Below are 24,850 nucleotides of genomic sequence, written 5' to 3' on the forward strand. Positions count from 1 at the left end.
CCCGAACCGGAGACCCGTCTCACCGTGGGAAGGGCCGACTGACCGACGATCTGATCGGTCATCGGCCCTTCCCACGGGCCGGAACGCCTACGTGCCGGGCTTCGGCGTCTTCTTCCAGAGGTACTCCATCCGCGTGTAGGCGAGATCACGACCAAAGTTCTGGATGTTGTCCTTGACGTTCAGGATGAGGCAGGTGTCCTTGCCCCCGTTGAGCTCACCGCGCAACCCTCGACCGATCATCTGGATGTACGTGTTGGGACTGAACGTCGGCCGGGCGACCACCACGGCACGCACGGCAGGAGCGTCGAAGCCCTGCGTGAGCACCTTGTAGTTGGTGAGCACTCTGATCTTGTTCTCCTTGAACGCGGCGATTCGCCGCCGCCTGGTGCTCGGCGGAGTCTGTCCGTCGATCGAGGCCGCAGTCACTCCTCGGTCCTGCAGGAGGGCCGCCAGTACGTGTGCGTGCTCCACCGAGGTGGCGAAGACCAGGACCGGCCAGTCCGGAGGCATGATCCGGATCCGTTCCACAATGCGCCGGGTCCGTTCGACGTCCTTGGCGAGACGATTCACGGCGTCCGCCGGCAGGGCCATCGCGTTCGTGCGCTCCATCTCGGCGACCTGTGCCGGCGAGAGCTGGTAGCGGCCACCATCCAGGGTCTCCTGCTCGACGGACGCAAGAACCTTCATCGCCTGTAGATGCTTGTACGCCTCGTCGTTCTCGAATGCGCCGTAGTCCAGCCTCTTCCGGCCGAAGCGAAGGGCCAGCGCACGGCTCTCCACCTCGTTGTCGCCTCGGAAGGCGGTAGCCGTCAGGCCGATCAGGTGACGCGAGGTCTTGCGCTGACTGATGCCCAGGTGGTCGAGGATACTGGTGTAAGTCTTGGGGACCGCGAAATGAGCCTCGTCGACGATGACCAGAGCGCAATCACGCAACCAGGCGTAACCCTCCTTCGGCAGTCGATTCACGGCCGTGTCGTCGATGGCGACCACGACGTGCGGGCCGTCCGCGACCGGCACCGCGTCCGGCATTCCACCCCAGAGACGGCTGATCCTGAGCGGCTTGCTCGTTCCCTCCGCCTGCCAGACATAGGACCACGTCTCGATGGCCTGCTCCGCCAGCTCCTGGCTCTGGGAGATCCAGAGGACGGGACCGTCGAGGATGCCGTCACGGATGGCCCGAACACCGGCTTCGGCGGCGATCCGTGTCTTGCCCGAGCCGGTCGGGATCTGCAGCATCGCCCGCTTGTCGCCGTCCTGGGCCAGGTGGTCGTACATGTGCTGCACCAACGTCTCCTGGTAGGGATGCAGCTTCAACGACCTCCGCGGACCAGGCACGGTCTCGTAAGGATTGGGGGTGTTGGGGGTCTGGGGGTCTCCGGCCCAGGACTCGGGGAAGCCGTACGTCTGAACGAAGGCGCGCGCGGTGGAGCCACCGGTCCAGTTCCGGGGAACGGTGAAGCCGGCTTCGTCGAGAGCGGGGCCGAGAACACGCAGCACGTCGTCCCCGTGCGCAGCGAGAAGGAGCTCGGCAGCCCGCGTGCCGTCCACAGGAGCACCGCGCAGTTCGGCGTCGGCCAATGCGAGTCCTGGAGGGAGCTCACCCTTCAGACGGCCTTCCCCGACCGCCAGCAACAGCTTCCTCGCCAGGTCCGGCTCCTTGGCGACCTTGCGCAGTCTCTGGTCGCTCTGGTCCTGCTCCTGCTGGCTCAGCAGGCTCCGCCGAGAGGCTTCTGTGAGCCTGAGGTCGAGGAGCCGGTTCACCGCCTCCAACACCCACTCGTCGTCGGCGTCGCCGCACAGCAGCACCGACTTCCCCTGGACAGCCTCGGTAAGCGTCAGCTCGCGTCGCCCCTCCGGACCACGGATGATCTTCACCAGCTCCGAGCAGTGGATCAGCTTGTACGCGGACCCGCGGGAGACCCACTGCCGCAACCGCGGAAAGGCGTCGGTCAGGGCGATCGGTTCGGCAGCGGGCACATGGTGGATCTCCTCCACCAGAAGATCCGCCGGGGCCCGGAAGCGGAAGCGTTCGAGGAGAGCCGTCGCGTCCTCGTCGGTGGGCACGAGAACGACCGGGACACGTGCGGCGAGCAGTGCCTCGTACGGCCCTTCGTCCGAGGTGACAGCAATGCCGTCACTTCGGACGGCCGTCCAGTCGTCCCCGACGCGGCAGCGGAAGAGCGTCTTGTCGATGTCCACGACTTCCGAGGGAGCACCTTGTGCCAGAAGAGCGAGGGCCCTACCGACGAAGTCGGTGTCGACGGAGGTCGAGAGGCGTTCCAGCAGCTCGAACCACAAGGCACTCGAGACGGACCCGAGGTCGACCGGCAGCTCCAGGGCCCTGGCGTAACCCGTAGCGATCTCCGCGACCGGGAGAAGATCGACGTCGACCCCGCACTCAGGGCTCACCACGTCCCGCCACCGTCGCTCCCCCAGAGAGGTAGGCAGCATTCCCTTGTCGCGAAGCAGCCATGTCAGCGGGGAATCGACCTGAATTTCGTTGAAGGGCGCAGTCGTGCGCTCGCACGTCCAGTTCGGAACCGCACCGATGTCCGGCAATGCGCGCACGAAGGCTGCTCTACCCTCAGGCGACAAGGCGTTCAGCAGGTGAAGGGGACCGGGCGGGTTCATGCCCTGCAGGGAGAGGGATGCCTCTCGCGGAACCCTCGCATCGGGTGACAGAGTCGCGCGGAAGGACATGTGCATGGCCTTGGCGTAGCTGGTGTACCACGGGTCCCCCTTGGGATCCATGTCCACGACAGGCCGGTCCACGGCACCGAGGGCCTTCAGAGCCTCGACGTCGGGGGAATGGACGATCGGGTCGATCAACACCGAGCTGTCCCGCCCCCCGACCTCGGGCACCACCGGGCCGGCCAGCAGGCAGTCGCGGACAAGGCGGTACTCGCCCGCCGCACTGCGCACCTTGAGCACCCGAGCGGGCTCGGGGTGATACTCCGTGACGATCTCGATCAGCTCGTCACGGTCGATCGACCGGGCAAGTGCCCAGAAGTTGTCCCAGTCGCTGTTCCGGTACCTGGCGAAGTTCGACGCCACGGCAGATCGGACCCGGCCGGCCTCGTCGGCCAGCTCGACACCCAGGGTCTGCAACGCGGGCACCATGTCCGGGTCCTGGGCGATCGCCTCGTTCAAGTACTTCGTCGGGTCGTCAGGCAACCGCACGCCGTGTGGCCGCCGGAAGACATCACCGCTGGAGGGCGCTTCGAACTCGCCGGTCTCGGTGAGAAGGACGGCTGCCCCGAGCGCCTCGGTGGCCTGCGCCTGATTCCCGGACTCCACGATTGCAGCGGCCAAGCGCATCGCATACTTGGCGCCTTCGACGGAGCGGTCCGAGACGAGTGCCTCCAACCACTCACCGAGAGTGGCCGGCTTCCCACCCGAATGCTCGATGATGTCGCGCGCCCGGGACCTCCGCTCCCGGCTCTCCACACTCTGGTGGCACCAGTTCTTGGGTCGCCCCGGGTGACTCGCCCAGAGATCGAGCCACTTCGGATCCATGCCTTCGGGGTGCAGACGCATGTCCTTCGGAAGCCTGAGACCGCCGTTCTGGTCGGGCAACGACGGTCTCCTGGCGGCTGCCTGCAGGACCTCCTGGCTCAGCATCTCGTCGCCCCACTGGGAGGCTTCACGTCCTCGGGCAGTGAGCAACGTCAGGAACGAACCGGGATCGCTCTTGTCGAGCAGGTCGGGAATGGAATCGACCACGAGCTCGGCGGCCCGGGTGACCAGTTCCTCGTTGAAGTCGCTCTTGGTGAGGTTCTGGCGGTCTTCCGGCGTCTTCCACGGAGCGTTGAGGATGCCGGTAAGGGTCGTGTCGTAGTGGGTCGGGAAGTACGCCCAGAAGTTTCCCCGCTTCTGGCGCTGGGGGACACCCTTGCCGGGGACCGCCCAGGAGAGGGTGACGACGGGCCGGTCGTGGAGCTCTCCCGCGGTCTCGGCAGCGGCCCCACTCGGCGCATGATCGACGCTGAACACGTACCAGTCCTCGGCGGACTGCTTCTTGCCGTTGCGCTCCTCGACGATCCGATGGTTGACACCCTGCGTCTCCTGGGTGATGTCCCGTCGTAGCTGGGCACCGGAGCGCGTGTCCTCGAGCACGAGACGGTCGACGTGCGGGGAGAAGAGCATGAAGTGGGCGGGAAAGTTCTCCAGGTCACGCCCCAACCGGGCGTCCGCACCCTGATGCAACGGGAGCACCACAGTGGTCGATGCCCACTGCATCAACTCGTCGAGCTGCTCGTCGTCCTCACGGTCGGCGGCCAGGCTCAACGGCTGTGCCATTCTCAGTACCGGCAGCGGATGGTCCGCCGGAAGGTCCGGAACGGTCTGCCGAATGATCTGGGCAGACCACTCCTTGTCGAAGCCGAAGGATCCGGAAAGGCTGTAGAACCGAGGAGTGTCGGAGACGCTGAGGACCGACTTGACGCCGACCCCGAAGCGGCCGATCTTACCCGTCCGCTTCTTGGACACAGCCATGCGCAGGATGGTCTCGGCACCCTCCGGGGTTATCGGAGTACCGGTGTTGGCGCAGTACAGGTGGGTGTCCGTGAGCAGTACGTGGATTGTGCCCGACCGGCACTCCATGTTCTCGTCGGCAGCATTTTGGACGAGCTCGTAGATCTGGCGCTCACCGTAGCCGCCCTGGGTGATCCGCCGCTCGTTGTTCGCGTGCTCCAGCACGTGACCGTCGTCGGCCCGGTACACCTCGAGAACCCTCTGGGACAGCGCTTCGACGCGACGAACGACGTCTGCCGCCCCCGACAGGAATGTGGACATGGAAAGCATCCCCCCAAGGCTGCTTGGAACGGGGATTCCAGGTGTCGGTCAGCTGGAATCCACCGGGTGCCTCCGTCCCCCACGGAGCGCGGCGCAGCGCTCGACACGCAACTCTCCAAGTCGCGCCGGCGAGACATCTGCATGTGGTTCCCCAGGCGTACACACTGTAACAACGGGGGCTGGTTGCAGTTCCGTTGACAGTGATCACAACACGCCAGGGCACCCATCTCCGCCCTCTTGGTGCCGGTCAACGCCTCACAACACTTTCTTCCACATCTCAGCCGCCACGGCCACGGTAGGCGAACAGATCGACGCAACAACAGCCTTCGGCGAGGCAGCGGCGGCATCGCGTCACTGAGGACAGGTAGGGCCCGAAGGCGCGACCTGCCCTCCTCGGTGCGTCAGAGTGCGGTGGCGAGCCAGGCCGCGACGGCGGCGAGGAGGATCAGGACCCAGTTCAGGCCCGTCTCCTTGACCTCCCCCCGTGACAGGTGGAGGCCGGTCGCGAGGATCTGCAGGACGACGAAGCCGATGGCGGCCGCGAGTGCCAGGATCGGCGCGATGCCGGTCAGCGGCGGCAGGATCAGCCCGGCTGCGCCGAGGATCTCCACGGCGCCGATGCGATCAGTCCAGCGGGGCAAGCGCCCGGGCCGATGGGTCACGATGGGTCCTGGGAGCGATGGACTGCGAAGGAGCGCGCCGTTGAGCAAGGCAGTGCCGGTGGTCTTCGGAGACGCGATGTTCTGGGCTTATGACGTGGCACTCGGGGTTCTCTTCATCGAGGCGGCACGAGTCGTTGCCGAGACACCGTTGGACCTGCAGCCCTCCTGCTGCCTCGAGTTGCAGCAAGATCTGCGCACGCACGCGCTGGTGGGCGGCAGTTCCGCTGTCGTCCTCGACGCATTCGGCATCGAACAGCGACGGGTACTCCTGAACTGTGTTGCGGAGGCAGCTCGCCGGATCGAGGCTCGTGGAGGGGTGGACCGGGATCAAGTCTCGACCTGGGCCGAGTTGGAGGAGAGCGCGACCAGCTTCCTGCGCGGTGCGGAGCACATCGACGCGGCTCCACTTGTCGAGCTGGCGGAGGCTCTGGTCGATCTCGCTGCCGGCACCCTCTCCGCAGCTCCGGCTGGGCGGTCCTGGTTGTACGGAACTCCCGAGGGCCGGATCGTGCAGGGCGGATGAGCAGGGAGCCACCGCGGTGCACACCGTCACTCCGAGCATCCGACCTTCGCCACGCTCAGTCTCCGGTCATCGAGCCGGAGTTCGCTCGTGGCCGGTGTCCGCCGCGGAGATCACGGCATCACTCGAGTCTGCTCCAGTTAGCCCCGGCGTCGGCACCACGGCGACTCCGAGAGGAGCGAGCAGGAAGCCCTTGGTCAGGCCTCGCGGACCGGAACGGCATCGGTTCGACCAGGGTGGCCCGCCATTCTCCGCGGGTCCGCCCCCAGGATGGTCCAGTACTCCGCCCCACGCACGACCCAGCCGTCACGCACGGCCCAGAAGGACGCCGCGCGAAAGACGCCCAGACTGTCGTGGGGCGCGGCCAGCCCGTCCAGCGTCCGCACGGGGCAATACTTGTCCATGACTCCGAGCCGTTCTGGAGTCGTGATCCCTCAGGACTGTGATCACACTCGCGCACCCTACTGCTCAATCCAGACAGAACATGGGTGCATTTCGTTCTTCAATGACTGTATTTCGTTGGATCTTCAGATTAAAGATGAGAAACATCGGAGATCTGGCCCAACCCCCACGGAGCTGGCCTAAGTTCCTCCACAGAAGACACAAACATCACCTTGGAGGACAGGCATGGGCGAGGGCCAGAGGACGCGTACGTGCGCCACGTGCGGTAAGGCAGGCCACGACAGGCGGACGTGCAGCGTTCCTGTCAACGCCGGCAAGTGCAGCGTGTGCGGCTTCCGCGGACACGACAAGCGCAACTGCCCTGGGTGAGATCAAGGAGGTGAATCCCTGCCGCCCCGCAGCCTCCGCGCTCGCCCGTCGTGGCGATGGACACCTCGGTCAAGCGAGCGGCAACTCGGACGGGGCGTGACGGGCGGCGACCCGGCTCCGTGCCGCGAGGAAGCTGCGTCGCGCCTTCCGACAGTTCGCCCTCACCACCGCGATGGCGCCGCCCGCAATGGGGCGGCGCCATCGTCGTGTCGGTGGGGGCACCGTCACTTCACCGTGAAGGTGGCCGTCCGGTCGGCGAAGGTGGTGGTGCCGTCGTTGGCCGTGGCCAGGGTGGCGATGTGCCAGGTGCCGCGCGGGGAGTCGGTGAGGTCCTTGGCGGTCACGGGGGCGTCGTAGGTGCAGACGACGGTGTCGTCCTCGGCGTCGACGCAGGCGGCGGACTCGACCTCGGCCATGTCCTTCGCCGTCAGCTTGTTCTTGGCCTCGCTGAACGGGCCGTCCTCCGGCCAGGCGAGGACCTTGAGGCTCTTCACGCCGGAGGACGCGGTGACGTCGGTGATGAAGACGAGGCCGCCGTCCCGCTTCGCGGTGGGAGCGGTGAAGCGGGCCGCGCTCTCCGAGAGGACGGGCGGCTCGTCCGCGGTGCGGGCGACGGCGAACGCGCCGGCGCCGCCGACGAGGAGCGCGGCGGTGAGCGTGGACAGGACGACGGTACGACGAGACATGGCAGAACCCCCGTTGGTCATGCGGTCATGCGGCAGATGAAGTCGGTGCGGCAGGCGGTGCGCCGTTGCTCCGCGCCGCTGTACTGATCCTCGCGGCCCGAGGCGGGCGCGGCCTGAGCACGGATACTCAGGTCGGTCTGAGTGACCTCGCCACCGCAGCGGAGCATGGGGGAGAAACTCCGTGCGGGTTGCGAGCCCGGTTGCTTACACTCTGCGCGGTCAAGGGGAGGGGAACCCGCAGGTGAGGTATGTAAGAGGGCTGTCCGCCGTGCTGGCGGCCGCTGTGGCCGTGGGCGTGGTGGCGGGGTGTGGTTCGAGGGTGCCGACCATGAAGGCCGAAGAGCTTCAAGAGGTGCTGGCGGCGGACGGTACGACCATCGTCGTGGGTGACGCCGACGCAGCGGTCACGGTCGAGTTGTTCGAGGACCCGCGCTGTCCGGTCGTGGAAGAGTTCGAGGCGACCGGTGGCCCGGCCTTGCGCGAGAAGCTGGCGCGGGGAGAGGTGCGGGCCGAGTACACCTTCGCGTCGTTCAAGGACGACCGGATAGGTGGGGACGGTTCGAAGAGGGCGGTCAACGCCCTTCGGGCGGCGCTGGAGGCGGATAAGTTCGCCGAGTACCACGCCGTGTTGTTCGAGAGCGCGGGAGCGATCGAATTCGCGGGCGGGTTCACGACGGCGTCCCTGCTGTCGCTGGCCGACCAGGTCGAAGGGCTGCGGAGCAGGACGTTCGACGACGCCGTGAGGACGATGAAGTACGAGGACTTCGTCACCGCGTCGGAGGAGGCGTACGAGGCGTACGACGGTGACGATCCACGCGGTCCGGGCACTCCCACGGTGGTCATCAACGGCAGCCGGATGACCGGGGGTATGTACGACCTGATCTTCGACAAGGAGTCGTTCGGCATGCTGCTGGAGGCGCGGTTCTCGACGGGCAGCGAGTAGTCCGCGGAGGTAATCCCTCGGAGGTAATGGTCACGTTCCGCATATGCCACGCAACGCTGTGTGTTGTACGGTCGCGACGACAACGTGCTCCGGTGTGCCGAGGGTTGGGTGCGCATGGGGCGGCCCCCGCGTGCGGTTGCAGCCGTTCGCGAGGGCCTGGACCACGAGTGGATCGGCTTCCACCAGTGATTTACCGGCACTTTATCGCGCCTACGCGCGGCTATACGGCGTTCTCCAACGCCATCATTCGGCACCCGCGGCTCGGGTCGGACGCCTGTCGTCTGTTGACCTGGCAGCTCTCGCTGCCGCCCACGGCCAGGGAGTGCCTCTCGCGCACGGCTGAGCGCTGCGGGATCGGCGCGTCCGCCTTCACCAAGGCGAAGCGGCAGTTGATGGCGGAGGGCTTCGTGCACGAACGGCGGGTGCAGGCGGCCAAGGGGCGCTGGACCACGCAGCAGCTCGTCTCGTGCGTGCCGCTGGGGGTGGCGGAGGCGGTCAAGATCATGGCGGGGCTGCCGCTGCCGGTCGGGGCGGAGGGCGCGGCGGAGGGCACGGCGAGGGTGTTCTCGCAGGTCGCGCCGAGTGGCCGCATTCCGGCCGTCGGCGGGCCGGGTGGTCGGCCGGCCGACGGTCTTCCATCCCGCGATGACTGTGTTGAGAAGACTTCCCACCGTCCCTCCCCGGCGGAGGCGGACGGTTCGACTGCGGCTGCGGCTGCGGCTGCGCATGAGCCGGAGGGGGAAGCTGAGCCTTCCGGGCCAGGGCAGGAGCCGGAGGCGGCCGCGGAACCGGAGTCGAGGTCGGAGTGGGCCGCGGAGGCGGATCGGAACCCGGACCCCGAACGGGAACCGCGGCCCGAGCCGCACCCCGCGCCCGATGCCCTCGGCGCCCCCGAGCTGCACGCCCAGGCGCGGGAGCTCGTGGAGTCGCTCCCCCGGCTGACGCCGGACCTGCGCGGCGTCCCCGTCGGCATGCGGCGGGAGCTGACCGGGCTGGTGCTGCGCTGGCTGGAGGCCGGGCACAGCACCGGTGACGTCCGCACGCACCTGCTGCGCGGCATGCCCTCCGACGGCTCGCCCGTGCTGCGTCCCGGCGGCCTGGTCCGGTACCTGCTGCGCGAGGTTCCGCCCGTGTGGCCGCCGACCCCGACGGCCGTCGATCCCGACCGTCGCGACGTCACGCCGCCTCTGCCGGCGGCGGTGGACACCGCCCTGCGGGAGTGCGAGGGAGAGCACTACACCGTGACCGTCTTCCGCCCGACGGGTGACGAGACGCTCTGCGGCCCATGCCTGCGCGAAAGGGCAGGCACGGGTGGGGAGTTGGTGGGAACCGGACCATTGCCCCCGTTCTGACGAGCAGGCGGCGAGAGGGCTGAGGGCCGTGGCATGCTGGCCTCGCCGGCAGCGAGCCGGGAGATCCGGGGTCCAGGAGGTGACGCGGTCTGCCGTCGGGCACTCGGGGCTACGGACACCGGGGACGGGCGACCACGAACGGACGGAGAGGCATCACATCATGACCGCTTCCGCACCCACCCCCTCCGGCGGCATACGCAGGCCCAGAGGTGGTGCCGTGGTCGTGGCGACAGCGGCGGCCGCCGCGCTCCTCGTGCTCGCCACGGCCTGCGGCTCCGGCTCTCCGACGAGCCGCCCGTTGGACAACACCGGCATCAACGCCGAGCCCGGCGAGAAGTTCACCCTCACGGTCACCGAGAATCCGTCCGCTCGCAGGACCTGGCACCTGGTCGATCCCAAGCCGGACAGTTCCGTGCTGGTCAGTCACGGCAGCCGTCACGTGGACGCCGACGAGTACGAGGACCAGCCCGGCAGCAACATCCCGACCGTCTTCACCTTCGAGGCGAAGGGCAAGGGGACCACGCAGTTCACCCTGCTGCAGTGCTTCAAGACCTGCGACGCCGGCGCCGACTCCCCCGACGCCCCCGAGCGCATCACCTACACCGTCACCGTCGGATAGGCGGCAGCGGCACGTGACTGGGTGGGCTACTCCCCCCGGCGCACCGCGCTGATCGGCGGCACCGGGGGCCGGCCGTGATCGGGCTCGGGGTGACGGTGGCCGTCACCGGACGCGCCGACTCGACCCACGGCTGGGCCGAAGACGGGGCCGACCCGGCCGACCGGGCGGTGACTGTGCGCTCAGCCGGGCCCCGGCCGACTCGTTGGCCCGGCCGTGCTCAGCCGGTCAGCAGGTCAGGGGTCTGCCGGTCAGCCGGTCAGTCCTTGGCCATCTCCCCGGCACTGCGTTCCACGCAGAACTCGTTGCCCTCGGGGTCGTGCAGCGTGACCCACCCGGATCCGTCCGGCCGCCGGTGGTCGCCCTGAAGCGTGGCGCCGAGCGAGAGCAGCCGCTGGACCTCCTCGTCCCGCGTGAGGTCCTGGGGCTGGAGATCCAAGTGCACGCGGTTCTTCACTGCCTTGCGGTCGTCGACCTTGATGAACAGCAAGGTGGCGCCGGCACTCGTGACGAGAGCCATCGGGTCCCCGGGGAAGTCGTCGTCGGCCAGTGAGCCGTCCAGGGCCTGGGCCCAGAAGCCCGCGAGAACGTAGGGGTCCGCGGCATCGATGGTCACATGACGTATCAGGGAGCTCATGCGCCAAGTCGATCACGGAGGCCTCCCGCCGTACAGGGGGCGGACGGACGAGACAGCAACGCGCTTGCGGGGAACAGGGCTTGAGCGATGAGGCGTGCCCCGGGGCCACGCCGGCACCGGCCTTAGTCGCCGGTCGTGCCGTCGAGCAGCTCGCGCAGGATGTCCAGGTGGCCGTTGTGGCGGGCCGTCTCCTCGATGAGGTGGAGGAGGATCCAGCGCAGGTCGGGCTGGAGGCCGTCGCGGAGGGTGCGCCGGGCCCGCTGGTCCAGGCCGGTACCGGCGACCAGTTCGCGGTAGCGGGCGCTCTGTTCGGCGTACTCGTCGAGCAGTTGGGTGAGCGGGAAGTCGACGGCGACGCGCATCTCGCGGTCGGGGTCCTCGTCGGTGCAGGGGCTCTGATCCTCCTCGCCGAGGAAGACCACCTGGAACCAGTAGTTCTCGACCCAGCGGAGGTGGTTGACCACTCCGCACAGGGTCATCAGGGGTGAGCCCGGCAGGAGGGCCTTGCGCGCGTTCTCCGCGGAGACGCCCTCGCACTTGGCGCGGACGGTGTCACGGGCGTAGTCGAGGAACGTGACGAGCTGGGTGCGCTCGTCCCAGGCGGGAGGGGTGTCACCGATTCTGGTCATCGTGTGAAGCGTCCCCGATCACCGGGGCCGGTGTCGAGGCGTTTGTCCGGGCAGCGCCCGCTCCCGATGCCCCGGAGCTGCACCGCTGGGCCCGGGCGCATCGGTCGACCGGCTCCACGGCATTGCTTCCGCCCGCGGGATGGCAGACGCTGGTTGGCCGGACGAGCTGGACGAGGCCGGTCGGGGGGTGTCGTAGGGGTGTTCTTACGAGGCGTGAGGCGTTGGTCCCGGAGCCTGAGCCGGACGCAGAGGAGGGTGCTCCACGCGGTGGCACGGGTGCTGACACTCGCGGTGGCGGTGCCGGGGTTGTTCCTGTGCGTCGACCGGATCGGGGACAACGCGGACGGCGTGGCCCAGCAGTGGAGGGCGCCCACGTGCCCTGTCGGCACGCCGTGGCGGACGGCCGAGGACTGCGTCGCCGAGGCCACGGCCGAGGTCCTGGCGTTGGGCAAGAGCGTGTCGTGCACCTCGGACTCCAACGGCTCCCAGACGTGCACCACCAACTACTCCGCGCGGGTCCGCTTCGGTGAACGGACCGAGAAACTGGGCGTCGGGAAAGCCTTCTACGACGACGTGGAGCGGGGGGACCGCGCCGAACTGCGGTTGTGGCGGGGCGACGTGGTGCGGATGACCGCCGAAGGGCACACCGAGAGGTTCTTCACCAACACGGAGATGGCGTCCGCAGGGTGGCTGATCCTCGGCTGGGTGCTGCTGGGCCTGGCGTGGGTGGCGGTGCTCGGGCTGCGGCTGTTCCCGTTGCTGGGCGGATGGATGGTGCTGTCGGTCCCGTACGTGCTGGTCGCGTACAACGTCCTCGGGCTGAACCCGATGGGCGTGCTCGGGTGGAGTACGGCGGGGGTGTTCACCGTGGCGGGCGTCTGGGCCATGGCGGCGACGCGGGAAGCACTGCGGTGACGCTGCGGGCGCTCCGGGCCCGGGCCCGGTGGAGCGACCCGCGGCCGTGCGCGACGAAGCTGTTCGCGTCAGCGGGCGTGACCAGCCACTGTTGACCCTCGACCTGGTCGAGGGACCAGGCTCCTGGGTGTGGAGAGCGACATGCGCAGCATTGGTGAGATGGCCCGGGACAGCGGGCTGAGCGTCAGCGCCCTGCGGTTCTACGACCGTGCGGGCGTGCTGGTGCCGGCCTGGGTGGATCCGGTCAGCGGCTACCGCTGGTACGCGCCGGAGCAGCTGGAGGAGTCCCGGTTGCTGGCCCGGCTGCGCCGGGCGGGGATGCCGCTGGCGGACATCCGGCTGGTGCTGGCCGGCTGGTCCGGCACGGACACCGGTCTGGTGCGCAAGCTGCTGGAGGGGCACCTGCGCCGCCTGGAGCTGGGCCTGTCCGACGCCCGCAGGGAGCTCTCCGCGCTCCGAGCGCTTCTCGACGACAGGGAGAAACCCATGACCACGGTCCGTACCGACGCCGTCCGGCTGACCGTTCCCGCCTCCGAGCTGGCCGCCGCGGTGGACGCGGTCCGCTTCGCCGCGGGCACCGATCCGGAGCTGCCGATGCTCGGCGGGCTCCTGTTCGACCTGGAGGGCGACGTGCTGCGCGTCGTGGCGACCGACCGGTACCGGATGGCCGTCGCGCAGGCCGGGACCGCCGGTCACGGCGGACCGCGGGTGCAGGCGGTCGTGCCGTCGCCGCTGGTCGACGCGATGCGGGCGCTGCTCGGCGAGGACGCGTCCGCCCAGCTCACCGTGGACGGTGACCGTGTGGCCCTGGAGGCGGGCGGCCGTCAGGCCGCCGGGCCGCTCCTCGACCACGAGTTCCCCGACTACCGCCGCCTCGTCAACCTGTCGGCGGGCCGCCGCGTCGTCGTCGACGTCGCGGACCTGCGGGAGGCGGTGGAGACCGGGCCCGTGCGGGCGAGCGAGGTACGCGAGCAGGACGGGGTCACCTTCGACATCACCGTGCTGGAGGTCGCGGGCGACGGCACGGTGGGCGTCCGCGGGGAGGAGGGGACGGGCGGGAAGGACCACGTTGCCGTCAACCGGGTGTTCCTGTTGCAGGCGCTCGCCGCGGCCGGGGAAACGGAACGGCTGGTCCTGGAGTTCGGCGACCCCACCGCACCCATGGCGGTCCGCCGGACCGACACCGAGGACGCCTTCTCGATCCTGATGCCGGTCCGGCTGGAGGACTGACCCCGGGGCGCAGTGGGGGGATGCACCGCACGGACCGTGCCCCCTCGCCGGCGCGTCTCCCCCCGGCGCCAGGCCTCCCCCGGGCGCCAGGCCTCCCCCGGGCGCCAGGCCCCCCCGGGCGTCAGGCCGCGACGAGTTCCTCGGCGATGAAGGCCTCCACGAACTCCTGCGCACGATGGTCGAACGCCGTGTACTGGGCCTCGCGGTCCGCGCCCGTGATCGCCTCGCCGATCAGGAGGTTGCCTTCGGCATCGACGCGCTGCGGGCGGTCCTCCGCGTCGGTGAGCAGGCCGACGGTGGAGCGGGAGAAGCCGCAGTAGTAGGCGATGCCCTCGCTCAGGTGGTTGTCGAGGACGGTCCGCATGTCTGCCACGGCCGGATCGTCGGAAGGGGCGCCGGCCAGACCCAGCCACAGGATGCGCTTGCCGGCGAGGCGGGGCTTGCTGCGGCCGTAGGCGAACCCGTAGTTCCACACCCGGTCGATCCAGCCCTTGAGAAGGGCGGGCACGCTCTGCCAGTACACCGGGAAGACGGCGACGACGGCATCGGCGTCGAGGATGCGTCGCATGTGGGACTGGACCTCTTCCGAGTACCTCTTCTCACGGTTGCCCCAGTCCGGCTGGTCCGCCGCGTTCATCCGGGGGTCGAACCCCTCGGCGTGCAGGTCGAGCAGGTCGACCCGGTAGCCGGCGCTCTCGAGCTGTGCGGCGGCGCGGCGGGCCGTGTGCGCGGTGAGGGAATCGGTGCGGTGGTGTGCGACGACGACGAGGGCTGTCCTGGCAGGGCTGTCGTGCTGCGTCACTGTGGTCTCCCGGTGGTCTCGGTCAGTTGTCCTGGTCGGTTCCGGTGCAGGAGTCCAGTTCAGCCGTGCCGGCGCAGATGATCCATGGGAGAACCGCTCCGGAACATAGGAGTTCGTCTACGGTCGTTCCATGGATCCTTTGAGTTCGCTGCTGGGCGGAATCCGGGCCGAGGGATCGGTCGTCAGCAACGTCGTGCTCACGGAGCCCTGGGCCGTCCGCTTCGCCGACCTCGCGCCCCTCACCATGATCACCGTGCTGCGCGGCAGGGGCGGCGCCCTGGTCCTGCCCGACGGGACGCGACGAGCCATCGGCGCGGGTCACACCGCCCTCGTACAGGGCCCCGGACCGTTCCACCTCGTGGACCACCCCGCCACTTTGGAACGCTCCCACGCCGCGTACGAGATCAGCTGTTTCGCCGAGAGCTCCGAGTGCGGCGCCCAGGAACTCGGCGGGATCCGGTGGGGCGACGGCTCCGAGGAGGCGACCGCGCTGGTCGTGGGCGCCTACCGTGCCTCCGGCCACCGCCACGAGCGGCTCCTGCGTGCCCTGCCGTCCGTTCTGGTGGTCGAGGAGGACGCCGAGGTGTGTGCCTGGCTGGAGACGGCCGCCGCCGACGCCGCCCGTCTCACGCCCGGTTCGCAGGCGTTGATGGACCGGCTCCTCGACTGGGGCCTGGTGTGCACCCTGCGCAGCTGGTTCGACAGGGCGGGCGCCGACGCTCCCGTCTGGTACCGGGGTCTTGCCGACCCGGTCCTCGCTCCCGCGCTTCAGTCGTTCCACGACCGGCCTGCCGAGCCCTGGACGGTGGCCTCCCTGGCGGCTCGAGCCGGCGTCTCCCGGGCGCTGTTCGCCAAGCGCTTCACCTCTCTGATGGGCCGCCCTCCCCTCGCCTACGTCACCGAATGCCGGATGGACGAGGCCGAGACGCTGCTGTCCGACACCGACCTCGGCATCGCGCAGATCGCCAGGGCCGTCGGCTATGCCGACGCCTTCGGCTTCAGCGCCGCGTTCAAGCGTCACAAGGGCCGAAGCCCCAGCGTCTGGCGTCGCGCGGCGGCCGAGGCGGCGTCCGGTTCCCTCGCGTCGCGACAGGAGAGCGGTGCGGCGGCGCGGTAGCGGAGAACACCGTGTGCGGTTGCGGGTGCGGTGCGGTTGCGGTTGCGGTGCTGCGAGGCGACCGGCCGCCGCCCCGTGGCGCCGCCCCGTGACGCCGATCCGGTCAGGCGACCGTGCCGCCGCCCGCGTTGCGGATCAGCCGCCGCAGCACCTTCATCGTGGTGACGTAGTCCGCGTCGTCGATGCCCTCGTGGAGGGCGGCACGGATCGCGGGGGCGTTGCGGGCGATGTCGACGCGGGCCTGCTCCCCGGCCTCGGTGAGCCCCAGCCGGTCCGCGGCGTCCCTGGTCAGCCATCCTCGTCGCAGCAGCACCTCGGACTCCGCCGTCAGGTCGTCCTCCGGCCGGAGGTAGGAGGCCATGGCCTCCCGGAGCTGCGGGACGGTCATGCCCTCGCCGTCCGGGGAGAGGTCGTGCGGGGACAGGTTGCGCAGCAGCCAGAACTGGGGCTGCGTGTACCCCGCTTCGGCCTGCCGGGCCCTGGTGTGGGCGATGAGCGCCTCGTGGGCGACACCGGTCCAGTACGCGGCGGGCTGTGCGGCGAGTTCGGCGTCGGTGGGGTGCGGAGTCGTCATGAGGTTGCCTCCCGGTGGTTCGGTCGGAGCCCGCGCTGTGCGCGGCACGGGAGGAACGTAGGACCTCGAGTCCGGTTGAGATCAAGGGGCGGAGGACGGCGAGGGGCGGCCCGGAAGCCGCCCCTCGCCGTCGTCACATCACGGTCACCACGGGAGCTCACCGTCGTCGTTGAAGAAGCGGCCCCGCGGTCCGTCGTCCGGTACGGTCGCCAGCCGGATCGCGGAGGCCGCGCCCTGCTGCGGGGTGCGCACTCCCCGGAAACCGTTGAGGTCGGTGGCGGTGAAGCCGGGGCAGACGGCGTTGACCAGGACGTTCGTGTCGGCCAGTTCCTTGGCGTACTGCACGGTGACGGCGTTGAGGAAGGTCTTCGACGGGGCGTAGGCGACGGAGATCGGGCCGGTGTCCGCGCCGGGCGTGGACTGCAGGGTGAGGGAGCCGACGCCGCTGGAGACGTTCACGATGCGCGGCGAGGGCGAGCGGCGCAGCAGCGGCAGCAGGGCGTTGGTGACGCGGATGACCCCGATCACGTTGGTCTCCACGGCCGCCCGGACCCGGTCCAGGTCGACGGTGGTCGGCTCCTGGGGTCCGCCGCCGGTGATGCCCGCGTTGTTGACCAGGGCGTCGAGCCGCCCGGCACGTTCCTCCAGCAGCCGGGCCGCCGCCGTCACGCTCGCGTCGTCGGTCACGTCCAGCGGCACGCCGAACGCGTCGATCCCGTCCGCGCGCAGTTTCTCCACGGCGGCCTCGCGCCGCTCCTCGTCGCGGGCGCCGATCCCGACGGACCAGCCGAGGGCGCCGAGCCCGGCGGCGATCTCGTAGCCGATGCCCTTGTTGGCCCCGGTCACCAGGGCGGTCTTGTTCCGGTTCACGTTGGTGTCCTCGCTCATGACCTCGATGCTGCTGCCGGACCGGGTGGAGCGTCCAAGACCGATCCGGTGCGCGGCGATACCGGCCGGGTATCGCCGCTGGTCGGCCCCGTTACGCTGGCGGGGTGGAGACACGTGAGTTGCGGTATTTCGTCGCGGTCGCCGAGGAGTTGCACTTCGGTCGGGCCGCGGGGCGGCTCGGGATCGCCCAGCCTCCCCTGTCGCGGGCGATCGGCGCACTGGAGCGGCGTCTGGGCGCCGCCCTGCTGGAGCGCGGGAGCCGGGGTGTGTCCCTGACCGAGGCCGGGGCGGTGCTGCTGCGGGAGGCGCGGGCGGCGCTGGACGCGGTCGAGGCCGCCGAGCGGCGCACCCGCCGGGCCGCCCTCACCGCCGCCGGGCGCCCCTCGGTGGTCCTGGCCGCGAAGGCAGGCGCCTCGGGCGAACTGCTGGCGAAGCTCCTCGACGTCTACGCCGCCGAACCCGGCGCAGTCGCCGTGGACGTCCTGCTGTGCGGGCCGGGTGAGCAGGCGGGGGTGCTGCGCGACGGCCGGGCCGACGTGGCCCTGCTGCACCGGCCGTTCGACGACACGGCCGGCTTCGACACCGAGGACCTGCACACCGAGGGGCAGGTCGTGCTCCTCCCCGCGGGGCATCCCCTCGCCGTCCGCCCCGACCTGCGGCTCGCCGAGGTCACCGCGCTGCCCGACCTGCCGTTGCCCCGCTGGCCGTGCCCCGACGGGTCCTTCCCCGACGGGCCGGGCCCGCGGGTGCGCGACCACACGCAGCTCACCCAGCTCATCGCCCTCGGCCGCGCCTGCGCCGTCGTGCCGGAGTCCGGCCGCACCGGCCTGCGCGAGGACCTGGTCGCCGTGCCCGTCCTGGACGCTCCCCTGGTCACCACGGTGATCGCCTGGCCTCCCCACAGCCGGTCGACGGCGGTCGCGGGGCTGGTCCGCGCCGCCACCGGCCGGTAGCCCCGCCGGCTCCGCCACGCTCCCCGTGCCCCGCGCGTGCCCGCGCGTGCCGCGCCCGGCATGCGTGGACCCCCGGCCCGAACGCCCTGGTGGAGAGGGCAACTGTCGTGCGGAGCACGGCTGTTAGCCTGCGCGCATGTACACGGAACTGGGAGTTGCCACGTGGCCGCCCGCGCCGATCAGGACCGAACGGCTGGTGCTCCGCGCCTCCGAGGCGCGGGACCGTGCGGTGTTCGTCGAGCTGCTGGCGTCGGCGGAGGTGCACACGTACCTGGGCGGCCCGCAGGACCGTGACGAGCTCGAACGGGAGCTGCCCGAGGTGCCGGAGCAGCGGGCCGGGAGCTTCGTCGTGGAGCTCGACGGCGAGATGATCGGCTGCGTCCTGCTCAGGAGGGCGACGGGGCACCGGCGCCCGGCCGCGGCGGGGAAGCTGGACCTCGGCTACCTCTTCCTGCCGCGGGCGTGGGGGCGCGGGTACGCCGCCGAGGCGTGCGCGGCGGCGCTCGACTGGCTGGACGGCGCGCTTCCCGGGGAGCCGGTCGTGCTCACCACCCAGTCCGCCAACGTCGGGTCCATGCGGCTCGCGGAGAAGCTCGGCTTCGGCGAGGTGGAGCGGTTCGTGGCCTGGGACGCCGAGCAGTGGCTCGGCATGCGGCCCCCGGCCACGCCCGCGGCCTGAACCCACCGCCCGAGCCCCACCGCCAACCCGCCGTCCGACCTCCGCCGTCCGGCCCCCGCCGCCCGGGACCCGCCGCCCCGTCCGACCCCCGCGTGGGCTCAGGCGGCCTGGACGTCCAGGTGGTAGGTCGTGTCGACCCAGAAGCCGGACGTGGACCTGCCCTTGATCTCCAGGACGTACTCGCCGGGGGTCAGCGGGGCGACGGCGCCCCAGACTCCCCACGCGTAGCGGCGGGTCAGTCCCGTGCGGAACGGTCCGGCGAACTCGCGCAGGTCGATCGGGACGCCGTTGAGCGCGGCGGTGGCCTTCGCGACCGTCATGCGCTCGAACCTTCCCTCGTAGCGCGCCACGTACTGCATGTTGATGACGGGGAAGAACAGCGGCAGGGCCGAGGGCACCGTGCAGCGCCGCGTCACACGGCCGCCGTAGGTTCCGGCGAGGAAAAAGAGGTCCTTCGGCTGCTTCCAGTCGGCGTGTTCACCCGTCGTGTCGCTGACCGGGCTCCGGTCGGCGGGCGCGGACATGGCCCACTTCCACCACCGGCCCGCGAGGACCCCGCCCTCGTCGTAGGTCAGCTTCCAGTTGCTGTCGGTCGACTGGCCGAAGCCGTCCATGACACCCCTCCCGCGTCGTTCCGTGCAGGTACAGCGGGGTTTCTCGCCCCCGCCTCGAACAGGCGGACCATACTCCAGCCGGGTCACGACGCACGCCGACGGCCCCTTCCTCCGCGGTGGCGGGGAAGGGGCCGTGAGTCGGTCGGCGGGACCGCGGGTCAGCGGCTGCCGGGACGAGCGGGTTCAGCGGCCGGCGGCAGGGGTGCGCTCGGCGGTTGCCGCGAAGTGGGCGCTCAGCGGCTGCCGAGCAGGACGCGCCAGGTGTTCGGGCCGATGACGCCGTCCACCGTGAGGTTGTGCTTGGACTGGAAGGCGGTCGTCGCGGACTTGGTCTTCGTGCCGAACGAACCGTCCACGCCCAGGCCGTAGTTGTAGACGTTCAGCTGGGTCTGGGCCGCCTTGACCGCCGAGCCGGACGAGCCGGACTGCACGGTCTTGATCAGCTTGGCCCAGGTGAGGGGGCCGATCACGCCGTCCGCGGAGAGGCCACGGGCCTTCTGGAAGGCGATCACCGCGGACTTCGTCTTCGGGCCGAAGCTGGCGTCCGCGTCGAGCGTGAAGCCCTGCGCCTTGAGCAGGTACTGCGCCGAGCGCACGTCGGCGCCCGAGGAGCCGCTCTTGAGGACCGGCCAGGCGACGCTGGGCGCCGGGGCCGGGGCCGGCGCGGTCCCGCCGCCGCCACCGAACTTCACCGGACGGAACGGGTCGTAGTTGTCGTTGCCGATGCCGTACTTCAGCTGGCGGTGGGTGGTGCCGTAGGTGCCGCGCTGCTCGTAGGCCCAGTAGGCGCTGTGCGCCGTGTTGGCCCACTTCTCGAAGATCACCACGTGGCGGAAGTCGCCGTCGTTGGTGCTGTAGTCGATCAGCAGGTCGCCCTTCTGCAGCTGGCTGACGCTGCTGAGGCGCTTGGTGACGCTGCTGTTCGTGGCGAGACCGACCGTGTTCAGGCCCGGCTTGTTCAGGGCGAGGGCCATGGAGACGTAGCCCGAGCAGTCCTGGCGGTAACCGTCCTTCCAGTTCCGCTCCATGCTGTACGGGACCGGCTTGCCGTTGTTGGCGGTCAGCCAGGTCTTCGCCCGGGCGATCATCTGGTCGCGGGTGATGGTGGCCGTGGCCTTGGTCTCCAGGTCGCCGGCCTGGGTGACCAGCTTGCTGTCGGCCTCCGGCTCCGCCCCGTAGGCCGCTTCCTTCACCGCGACGTCCTTGCCGCTGCCGCTGTCGGTGAAGGAGGGCACGAAGGCGATCGCGCCGGCCGCGACACCCGCGGCGGCCACACCTATCAGCGCGATGCGAGTGCGGCGCGTGGCGTTGCTGTTCGAAGACATGCTTCCCCCGAGGTCCTGTGTGACGGATGACTGCCGCTGTGCGCCGGGGGCCTTCGGTGACTCCCGACGAGTCATGACGATGGCAAGGAACGGACCCCCGGCCCAGCGATGTAGGGAAGGCGCGTCCGCCGGTGACGGGCCGCGCGCAATGTCCCGTCCGTGTGACCGATCGTCACAGCGGCATCAGAAGACGCAGGTTGAGACGGATTCCGTTGTTCGTCGTCCGGTGGCGTGAAGCGGTCGGCGTCCGGGGCGGGAGAGGTGGCCGAGGCGGGCGTGACAGCCGCGTCCACGCAGGTCACGGTGCTCGGACGGCGCCTTCGGCCCTCGTTCCGGCGTGACGTCGGCGGGGTGCGGGTTCGTCCCGAACGGTGGGGCCGGGTTTGTCCCGACGGCCGTGTCGCGCGGCGGGGGCGACGAATTCCGTCGTCGCGTCACGGTGACCGTTTCACGGAACGACGACCACCGTCGCCGGGTGACGGGACGCGCCCGAGCCCTCGCGGGCGGACGTGCCGCCTGCGAGGGCTCGGGCGTGGCCGGGGTGGTGGCGGCATCGGCGCACCGCGGAGCGGCCGCCCCGCCGTGGCGACGGTCAGGAGAGGCCCTCGACCTCCGCGTCCACCTCCTGCCCCCGCTGGGCCTGCTCGGCGCGTTTCGCACACATCCGGGCGAAGGCGAACACGCCGTCGGAGTGGGCGTCGTCGTAGGCGTAGTCCGAGCTCACCCTGCACACCACGGTCCCGACCCGGACGACGGCCGCCGTCGCCTCCCGCACCGGGACGGAGTAGACGCGCGCCATGCTCTCATCGCCCATCTTCGGCGGGTCCGCCACAAGCGCGGTCGCCCTGCCGTCCCTGTCGTCCATCCAGTCCATGTCGTCGTGGGCGAACGCGTCGACGGCTTCGTCCTCGTCCTCGAAGAAGCCCATGGACACGGTGACGTGGTAAGCGGGCCCCAGGTACGCCACTCCGCCGAACAGCGGCGGGTCGTACGAGCCCTTCTTCGGCCGCTTCGTCTGCACCTCACGCGGCCCCAGGTCCCAGCCGGCGACCAGGACGACGGACGAGTCCGGCACGATCGCGTCCGCCGCCTTCACACTGGTCACGGGCTTCAGAGCGGGCTCGTCACCACCGGCCGTGCCGAGAACGCCGTACGCCGTCAGCCCCAGCGCCACGACCAGGGCCGCCGGGATCAGGACCGCCCGCCGGGAGCGCCGCGACGGCTTGGCCTCGCTCGCCGGGCCGACCGCGGCCGTGCGCGTCAGCTCGTCGGTCAGCGCCTGCCGGAACGCCGGGTCCGCGTAGACCGCGCCGGCCAGCGCGGCCCCCAGCCGCTGCCGCGCCGCCGGGTCCGAGGGCCGCGCCTCGAACTCCTCCAGGGCCCCGCGTCCTTCCGCGGCGCCGTCGAGCCTCTCCCGCACCAGCGACCGCACGGCCCCGCCGCCGTGGACGGCCCCGGTCCCGTCGGCCTCGCCGGTTCCCTCGGCCGCGCCGGTCACCACCGCCGGCTCCGCGGGCGCGGCGAGCACTGTCAGCGTCGTGCCGACCAGTCGCTCGATGTCGATCTCCACCGTCTGCGTCATTCCATCCCCCCGGTGAGCTGTGCCGCATCCCCCCATGGGAATGCCGTCGGCACCTCGGGCAGAGCGTAACTGTCATGCACCGGACCACCGTTGTTCACGACCGCGGTCTGGCCGGGCGGTCGGGGCCCGTGTGAGAGTGACGCCCGGACGATCGTTCGGGGGTGGGGTTCCCGCGCGGGCGCACGGTGCCCGTCGGGCGCCGTGCGACGAGGGGACGGATGTATGTGGGAACCGGTGGTGCACATCGCGGTGAAGGGGGACGCGGTCGCCATGTGCGACGCGCCCATCGATACGTGGACGCCGCGAGCGCAGGACCCGGAGCAGGCGACGTGCGGGGAGTGCGTCGAGGCGTACATCGAAGGCTGGGACGCGTCGCAGGAGACCCCGGACGGGATCGTGCACCCGCCCGGGGCGTCCCCGGACCCCGCCGGGCCGAACACCGGTGACCTGCGGACGCCTTCGCTGCTGCTGGCCTTCGGCGGGGTCCTGGCGCTGGTCGCCGCGCTGGTGGCGCTGCTGGTCACCGGGGGCGGGAGCGGCTGAGGAGCGGGTGCCGCCGCGGTACAGCCGAGCACGGCGACGGGGCATTCCCCTCCCAGAGATGTCCCGCCGCCGTGGTTCTGGGGGCGTCAGCTCACCGGCGCCGGGGACGGTACCGCGGCCGGCACCGGTCCGGTGGCGTGGGCGGAGAGCGGGAGGACCTCGGGCGTGACCGAGGGGGCCGTGGGGTCCGCGGCCGGCGCGAGGGCCGTCTCGAGGTCGGCGATCAGGTCGTCGACGTGCTCCAGGCCGATGGACAGGCGCACCACGTTCGCCGAGGGGCGCGCCTCGGGGGCCACCGGGCGGTGGGTGAGCGCGGCCGGGTGCTGGACCAGGGAGTCGACGCCGCCGAGCGAGACGGCGTGGGTGAACAGGGAGAGCGAGGAGGTCAGCCGCTTGGCCGCCTCGTAGCCGCCGCGCAGCGCGACGGAGATCATCGCGCCGGGGCCGCGCATCTGGTGGCGCAGCGAGCCGGTGCGGCCGTCCGCGAGCACGGCGGAGTCCAGGTCGGGGAAGAAGACGCGTTCCACGGCCGGGTGACCGCCGAGCCAGGAGGCCAGTTCGCGGGCGGTCTCCTGCTGGGCGCGGACCCGGGTGGGCAGGGTGGCCAGGCCGCGGTGGAGGAGGTAGCCGGCCAGCGGGTGCAGCAGGGCGCCGGTGATCGCCCGCACCCGGCGCAGCGCCTCGGCGGTGGTCTCGTCGCAGGCGATGACGCCGCCGATGACGTCGCCGTGTCCGCCGAGGTACTTGGTGGCGCTGTGCAGGACGAGCGAGGCGCCCAGCGTGACGGGGTTCTGGAGCACGGGCGTGGCGAAGGTGTTGTCGACCATCACCGGCACCGGCCCGGCCTGCCGCACGACGCCGGCGATGTCGACCAGGTCGAGGGTCGGGTTGGCGGGCGTCTCGAGGATGACGAGGGCCGTGTCGGGGCGGGCGGCGAGCGCGCCGGCCACCTCGGCGGGGCCGCAGAAGGTGGTCTCCACGCCGAGCAGGCCGGAGGCGAGCAGGTGGTCGGTGCCGCCGTACAGGGGGCGGACGGCCACGATGTGGCGCTTGCCGCTCTCACCGGTCAGGGCGAGGATCGCGGCGGTGGTGGCGGCCATGCCGGAGGCGAAGGCGACCGCCGCCTCGGCCTGCTCGAGGTCGGCCAGGGCGGTTTCGAAGCGGGCGACGGTGGGGTTCCACAGGCGCTGGTAGACCGCGCCGCCGTCGGGCAGCGGACGGCCGCCGGTGGCCATCGACTCGTAGGAGTCACCGCCCCGCTCGATGTCGGGGAGCGGGTTGGTGGAGGACAGGTCGATCGGAGGCGCGTGCACGCCCAACTCGGTCAGGTCCGCGCGTCCGGCGTGGACGGCCAGCGTCTCGAAGCGCTCAGGAGAGATGCCCATGGCGGGAGCGTTGCACCAGAAACAGGAAGGACGCATGATCGCTGCAGAATCGGCAACGAGCCCGGCGACATTGGACGTCATCGGTGAGATCGGCCGTCCGTCGTCCTGGGGAATTCGTTGAAAAAACGAGAGCAGCGGCCGCTTCTCGACGAGTTGGACCGCCGGATCGTCGGTCTGCTCGCCGAGGATCCCGAGCTGACCAACAAGGCCCTGGCCCGCCGCCTGGGTCTCGCCGAGTCGACCTGCGCCTACCGGGTGCGGGCGCTGCGCGAACGCGGGGTGGTGGAGGGGACGACGCTGCGGCTCGACCTCGCCGCGCTCGGACACCCGCTGCAGGCGCTGATCAAGGTGCGGCTGGAGCGGCACAACGCGGAGCACGTGAACCGGCTCTACGCGAGCCTGGTGAAGACGCCGGGGGTCATCCAGGTGTTCCACGTGGCCGGGGCGGACGACTTCTACCTGCACGTCGCGGTGGCGGACGCCGAGGCGCTGCGGGACTTCGTCCTCCTGCACGTCACCGTGCACCGGGTGGTGCGGCAGACGGAGACGCACCTGATCTTCGAGCGCCGCGAGGGCGTCGGGGTGCTTCCGGTGCCGGACCAGGCGGCCGACTGAACCCTCGACGCCCCCGAC

Annotated in this window: 22 protein-coding genes and 1 pseudogene; 11 read left to right on the plus strand and 12 right to left on the minus strand. The window is 70.7% G+C overall.

From position 1 onward, the window contains the following. Window positions 1-87: 87 nt before the first annotated feature. Entirely contained in the window at window positions 88-4,794 is a 4,707-nt protein-coding gene (locus ABT026_RS12480) for a sacsin N-terminal ATP-binding-like domain-containing protein (protein WP_351114176.1), read from the minus strand. Window positions 4,795-5,195: 401 nt separating this feature from the next. Beyond that, window positions 5,196-5,426: pseudogene (locus tag ABT026_RS12485) on the minus strand (DoxX family protein); the annotation flags it as partial. A 70-nt stretch (window positions 5,427-5,496) separates the two neighbouring features. Here ABT026_RS12485 and ABT026_RS12490 point away from each other — a divergent pair. Beyond that, window positions 5,497-5,979 carry a hypothetical protein gene (locus tag ABT026_RS12490; RefSeq protein WP_351114177.1) on the plus strand — a complete coding sequence of 161 codons (483 nt, stop codon included), beginning with the start codon at window positions 5,497-5,499 and terminating at the stop codon, window positions 5,977-5,979. Between the two features lie 992 nt (window positions 5,980-6,971). On the opposite strand, the gene ABT026_RS12495 is transcribed toward ABT026_RS12490, so the two are convergent. Continuing rightward, window positions 6,972-7,433, minus strand: a complete 462-nt coding sequence (locus ABT026_RS12495) for a DUF5707 domain-containing protein (RefSeq protein ID WP_351114178.1) — start codon at window positions 7,431-7,433, stop codon at window positions 6,972-6,974. Window positions 7,434-7,761: 328 nt separating this feature from the next. On the opposite strand from ABT026_RS12495, the gene ABT026_RS12500 reads away from it, so the two are divergent. From ABT026_RS12500 to ABT026_RS12510, 3 genes are all read left to right on the plus strand, one after another. Then, the gene (locus ABT026_RS12500) at window positions 7,762-8,376 is read left to right on the plus strand and encodes a DsbA family protein (RefSeq protein ID WP_351114179.1); all 615 of its coding nucleotides are present in this window, start codon (window positions 7,762-7,764) and stop codon (window positions 8,374-8,376) included. A 284-nt stretch (window positions 8,377-8,660) separates the two neighbouring features. After that, entirely contained in the window at window positions 8,661-9,728 is a 1,068-nt protein-coding gene (locus ABT026_RS12505; RefSeq protein WP_351114180.1) for a hypothetical protein, read from the plus strand. 160 nt (window positions 9,729-9,888) lie between these two features. After that, entirely contained in the window at window positions 9,889-10,347 is a 459-nt protein-coding gene (locus tag ABT026_RS12510; RefSeq protein ID WP_351114181.1) for a protease inhibitor I42 family protein, read from the plus strand. Between the two features lie 256 nt (window positions 10,348-10,603). Here ABT026_RS12510 and ABT026_RS12520 read toward each other — a convergent pair whose 3' ends face one another. Further along, window positions 10,604-10,981 carry a VOC family protein gene (locus ABT026_RS12520; RefSeq protein WP_351114182.1) on the minus strand — a complete coding sequence of 126 codons (378 nt, stop codon included), beginning with the start codon at window positions 10,979-10,981 and terminating at the stop codon, window positions 10,604-10,606. A 122-nt stretch (window positions 10,982-11,103) separates the two neighbouring features. Next, entirely contained in the window at window positions 11,104-11,610 is a 507-nt protein-coding gene (locus ABT026_RS12525; protein WP_351114183.1) for a DinB family protein, read from the minus strand. A gap of 267 nt (window positions 11,611-11,877) precedes the next feature. On the opposite strand from ABT026_RS12525, the gene ABT026_RS12530 reads away from it, so the two are divergent. Next, window positions 11,878-12,525 carry a hypothetical protein gene (locus ABT026_RS12530; RefSeq protein WP_351114184.1) on the plus strand — a complete coding sequence of 216 codons (648 nt, stop codon included), beginning with the start codon at window positions 11,878-11,880 and terminating at the stop codon, window positions 12,523-12,525. 141 nt (window positions 12,526-12,666) lie between these two features. Further along, window positions 12,667-13,755 (plus strand): DNA polymerase III subunit beta family protein, encoded by a 1,089-nt coding sequence (locus ABT026_RS12535; RefSeq protein ID WP_351114185.1) that lies wholly within the window; start codon window positions 12,667-12,669, stop codon window positions 13,753-13,755. Between the two features lie 121 nt (window positions 13,756-13,876). Here ABT026_RS12535 and ABT026_RS12540 read toward each other — a convergent pair whose 3' ends face one another. Beyond that, window positions 13,877-14,557: an NAD(P)H oxidoreductase gene (locus tag ABT026_RS12540; RefSeq protein WP_351114186.1), complete on the minus strand. Its 681-nt coding sequence runs from the start codon at window positions 14,555-14,557 to the stop codon at window positions 13,877-13,879. 130 nt (window positions 14,558-14,687) lie between these two features. Between ABT026_RS12540 and ABT026_RS12545 the strand changes: the two genes are divergently transcribed. Next, a complete protein-coding gene (locus tag ABT026_RS12545; RefSeq protein ID WP_351114187.1) occupies window positions 14,688-15,674 on the plus strand; it encodes an AraC family transcriptional regulator in 987 nt (328 codons plus the stop codon). Window positions 15,675-15,777: 103 nt separating this feature from the next. On the opposite strand, the gene ABT026_RS12550 is transcribed toward ABT026_RS12545, so the two are convergent. Together ABT026_RS12550 and ABT026_RS12555 are read right to left on the minus strand one after the other, a co-directional pair. After that, the gene (locus ABT026_RS12550) at window positions 15,778-16,248 is read right to left on the minus strand and encodes a winged helix DNA-binding protein (protein WP_351114188.1); all 471 of its coding nucleotides are present in this window, start codon (window positions 16,246-16,248) and stop codon (window positions 15,778-15,780) included. Between the two features lie 144 nt (window positions 16,249-16,392). Then, window positions 16,393-17,136 (minus strand): SDR family oxidoreductase, encoded by a 744-nt coding sequence (locus ABT026_RS12555; protein WP_351114189.1) that lies wholly within the window; start codon window positions 17,134-17,136, stop codon window positions 16,393-16,395. A gap of 104 nt (window positions 17,137-17,240) precedes the next feature. On the opposite strand from ABT026_RS12555, the gene ABT026_RS12560 reads away from it, so the two are divergent. Further along, window positions 17,241-18,089, plus strand: coding sequence for a LysR family transcriptional regulator (locus ABT026_RS12560; RefSeq protein ID WP_351114190.1), 849 nt, complete (start codon window positions 17,241-17,243; stop codon window positions 18,087-18,089). A 136-nt stretch (window positions 18,090-18,225) separates the two neighbouring features. After that, the gene (locus ABT026_RS12565; RefSeq protein WP_351114191.1) at window positions 18,226-18,768 is read left to right on the plus strand and encodes a GNAT family N-acetyltransferase; all 543 of its coding nucleotides are present in this window, start codon (window positions 18,226-18,228) and stop codon (window positions 18,766-18,768) included. Between the two features lie 98 nt (window positions 18,769-18,866). Here the strand turns inward: ABT026_RS12565 and ABT026_RS12570 are convergent, their stop codons facing one another. From ABT026_RS12570 to ABT026_RS12580, 3 genes are all read right to left on the minus strand, one after another. Further along, a complete protein-coding gene (locus tag ABT026_RS12570) occupies window positions 18,867-19,382 on the minus strand; it encodes a hypothetical protein (protein WP_351114192.1) in 516 nt (171 codons plus the stop codon). A 233-nt stretch (window positions 19,383-19,615) separates the two neighbouring features. Beyond that, entirely contained in the window at window positions 19,616-20,707 is a 1,092-nt protein-coding gene (locus ABT026_RS12575; protein ID WP_351114194.1) for a C40 family peptidase, read from the minus strand. 592 nt (window positions 20,708-21,299) lie between these two features. Then, entirely contained in the window at window positions 21,300-22,289 is a 990-nt protein-coding gene (locus ABT026_RS12580) for a hypothetical protein (RefSeq protein WP_351114196.1), read from the minus strand. Between the two features lie 222 nt (window positions 22,290-22,511). Here ABT026_RS12580 and ABT026_RS12585 point away from each other — a divergent pair, with 222 nt between their 5' ends. Next, the gene (locus ABT026_RS12585; protein ID WP_351114197.1) at window positions 22,512-22,832 is read left to right on the plus strand and encodes a hypothetical protein; all 321 of its coding nucleotides are present in this window, start codon (window positions 22,512-22,514) and stop codon (window positions 22,830-22,832) included. Window positions 22,833-22,918: 86 nt separating this feature from the next. On the opposite strand, the gene ABT026_RS12590 is transcribed toward ABT026_RS12585, so the two are convergent. Then, window positions 22,919-24,217 (minus strand): trans-sulfuration enzyme family protein, encoded by a 1,299-nt coding sequence (locus ABT026_RS12590; protein WP_351114199.1) that lies wholly within the window; start codon window positions 24,215-24,217, stop codon window positions 22,919-22,921. Window positions 24,218-24,334: 117 nt separating this feature from the next. Here ABT026_RS12590 and ABT026_RS12595 point away from each other — a divergent pair, with 117 nt between their 5' ends. Continuing rightward, entirely contained in the window at window positions 24,335-24,832 is a 498-nt protein-coding gene (locus ABT026_RS12595; RefSeq protein WP_351114200.1) for an Lrp/AsnC family transcriptional regulator, read from the plus strand. Window positions 24,833-24,850: the final 18 nt, after the last annotated feature.

The organism is Streptomyces sp. NPDC002734, from assembly GCF_040295685.1.
Taxonomy (GTDB): domain Bacteria; phylum Actinomycetota; class Actinomycetes; order Streptomycetales; family Streptomycetaceae; genus Streptomyces.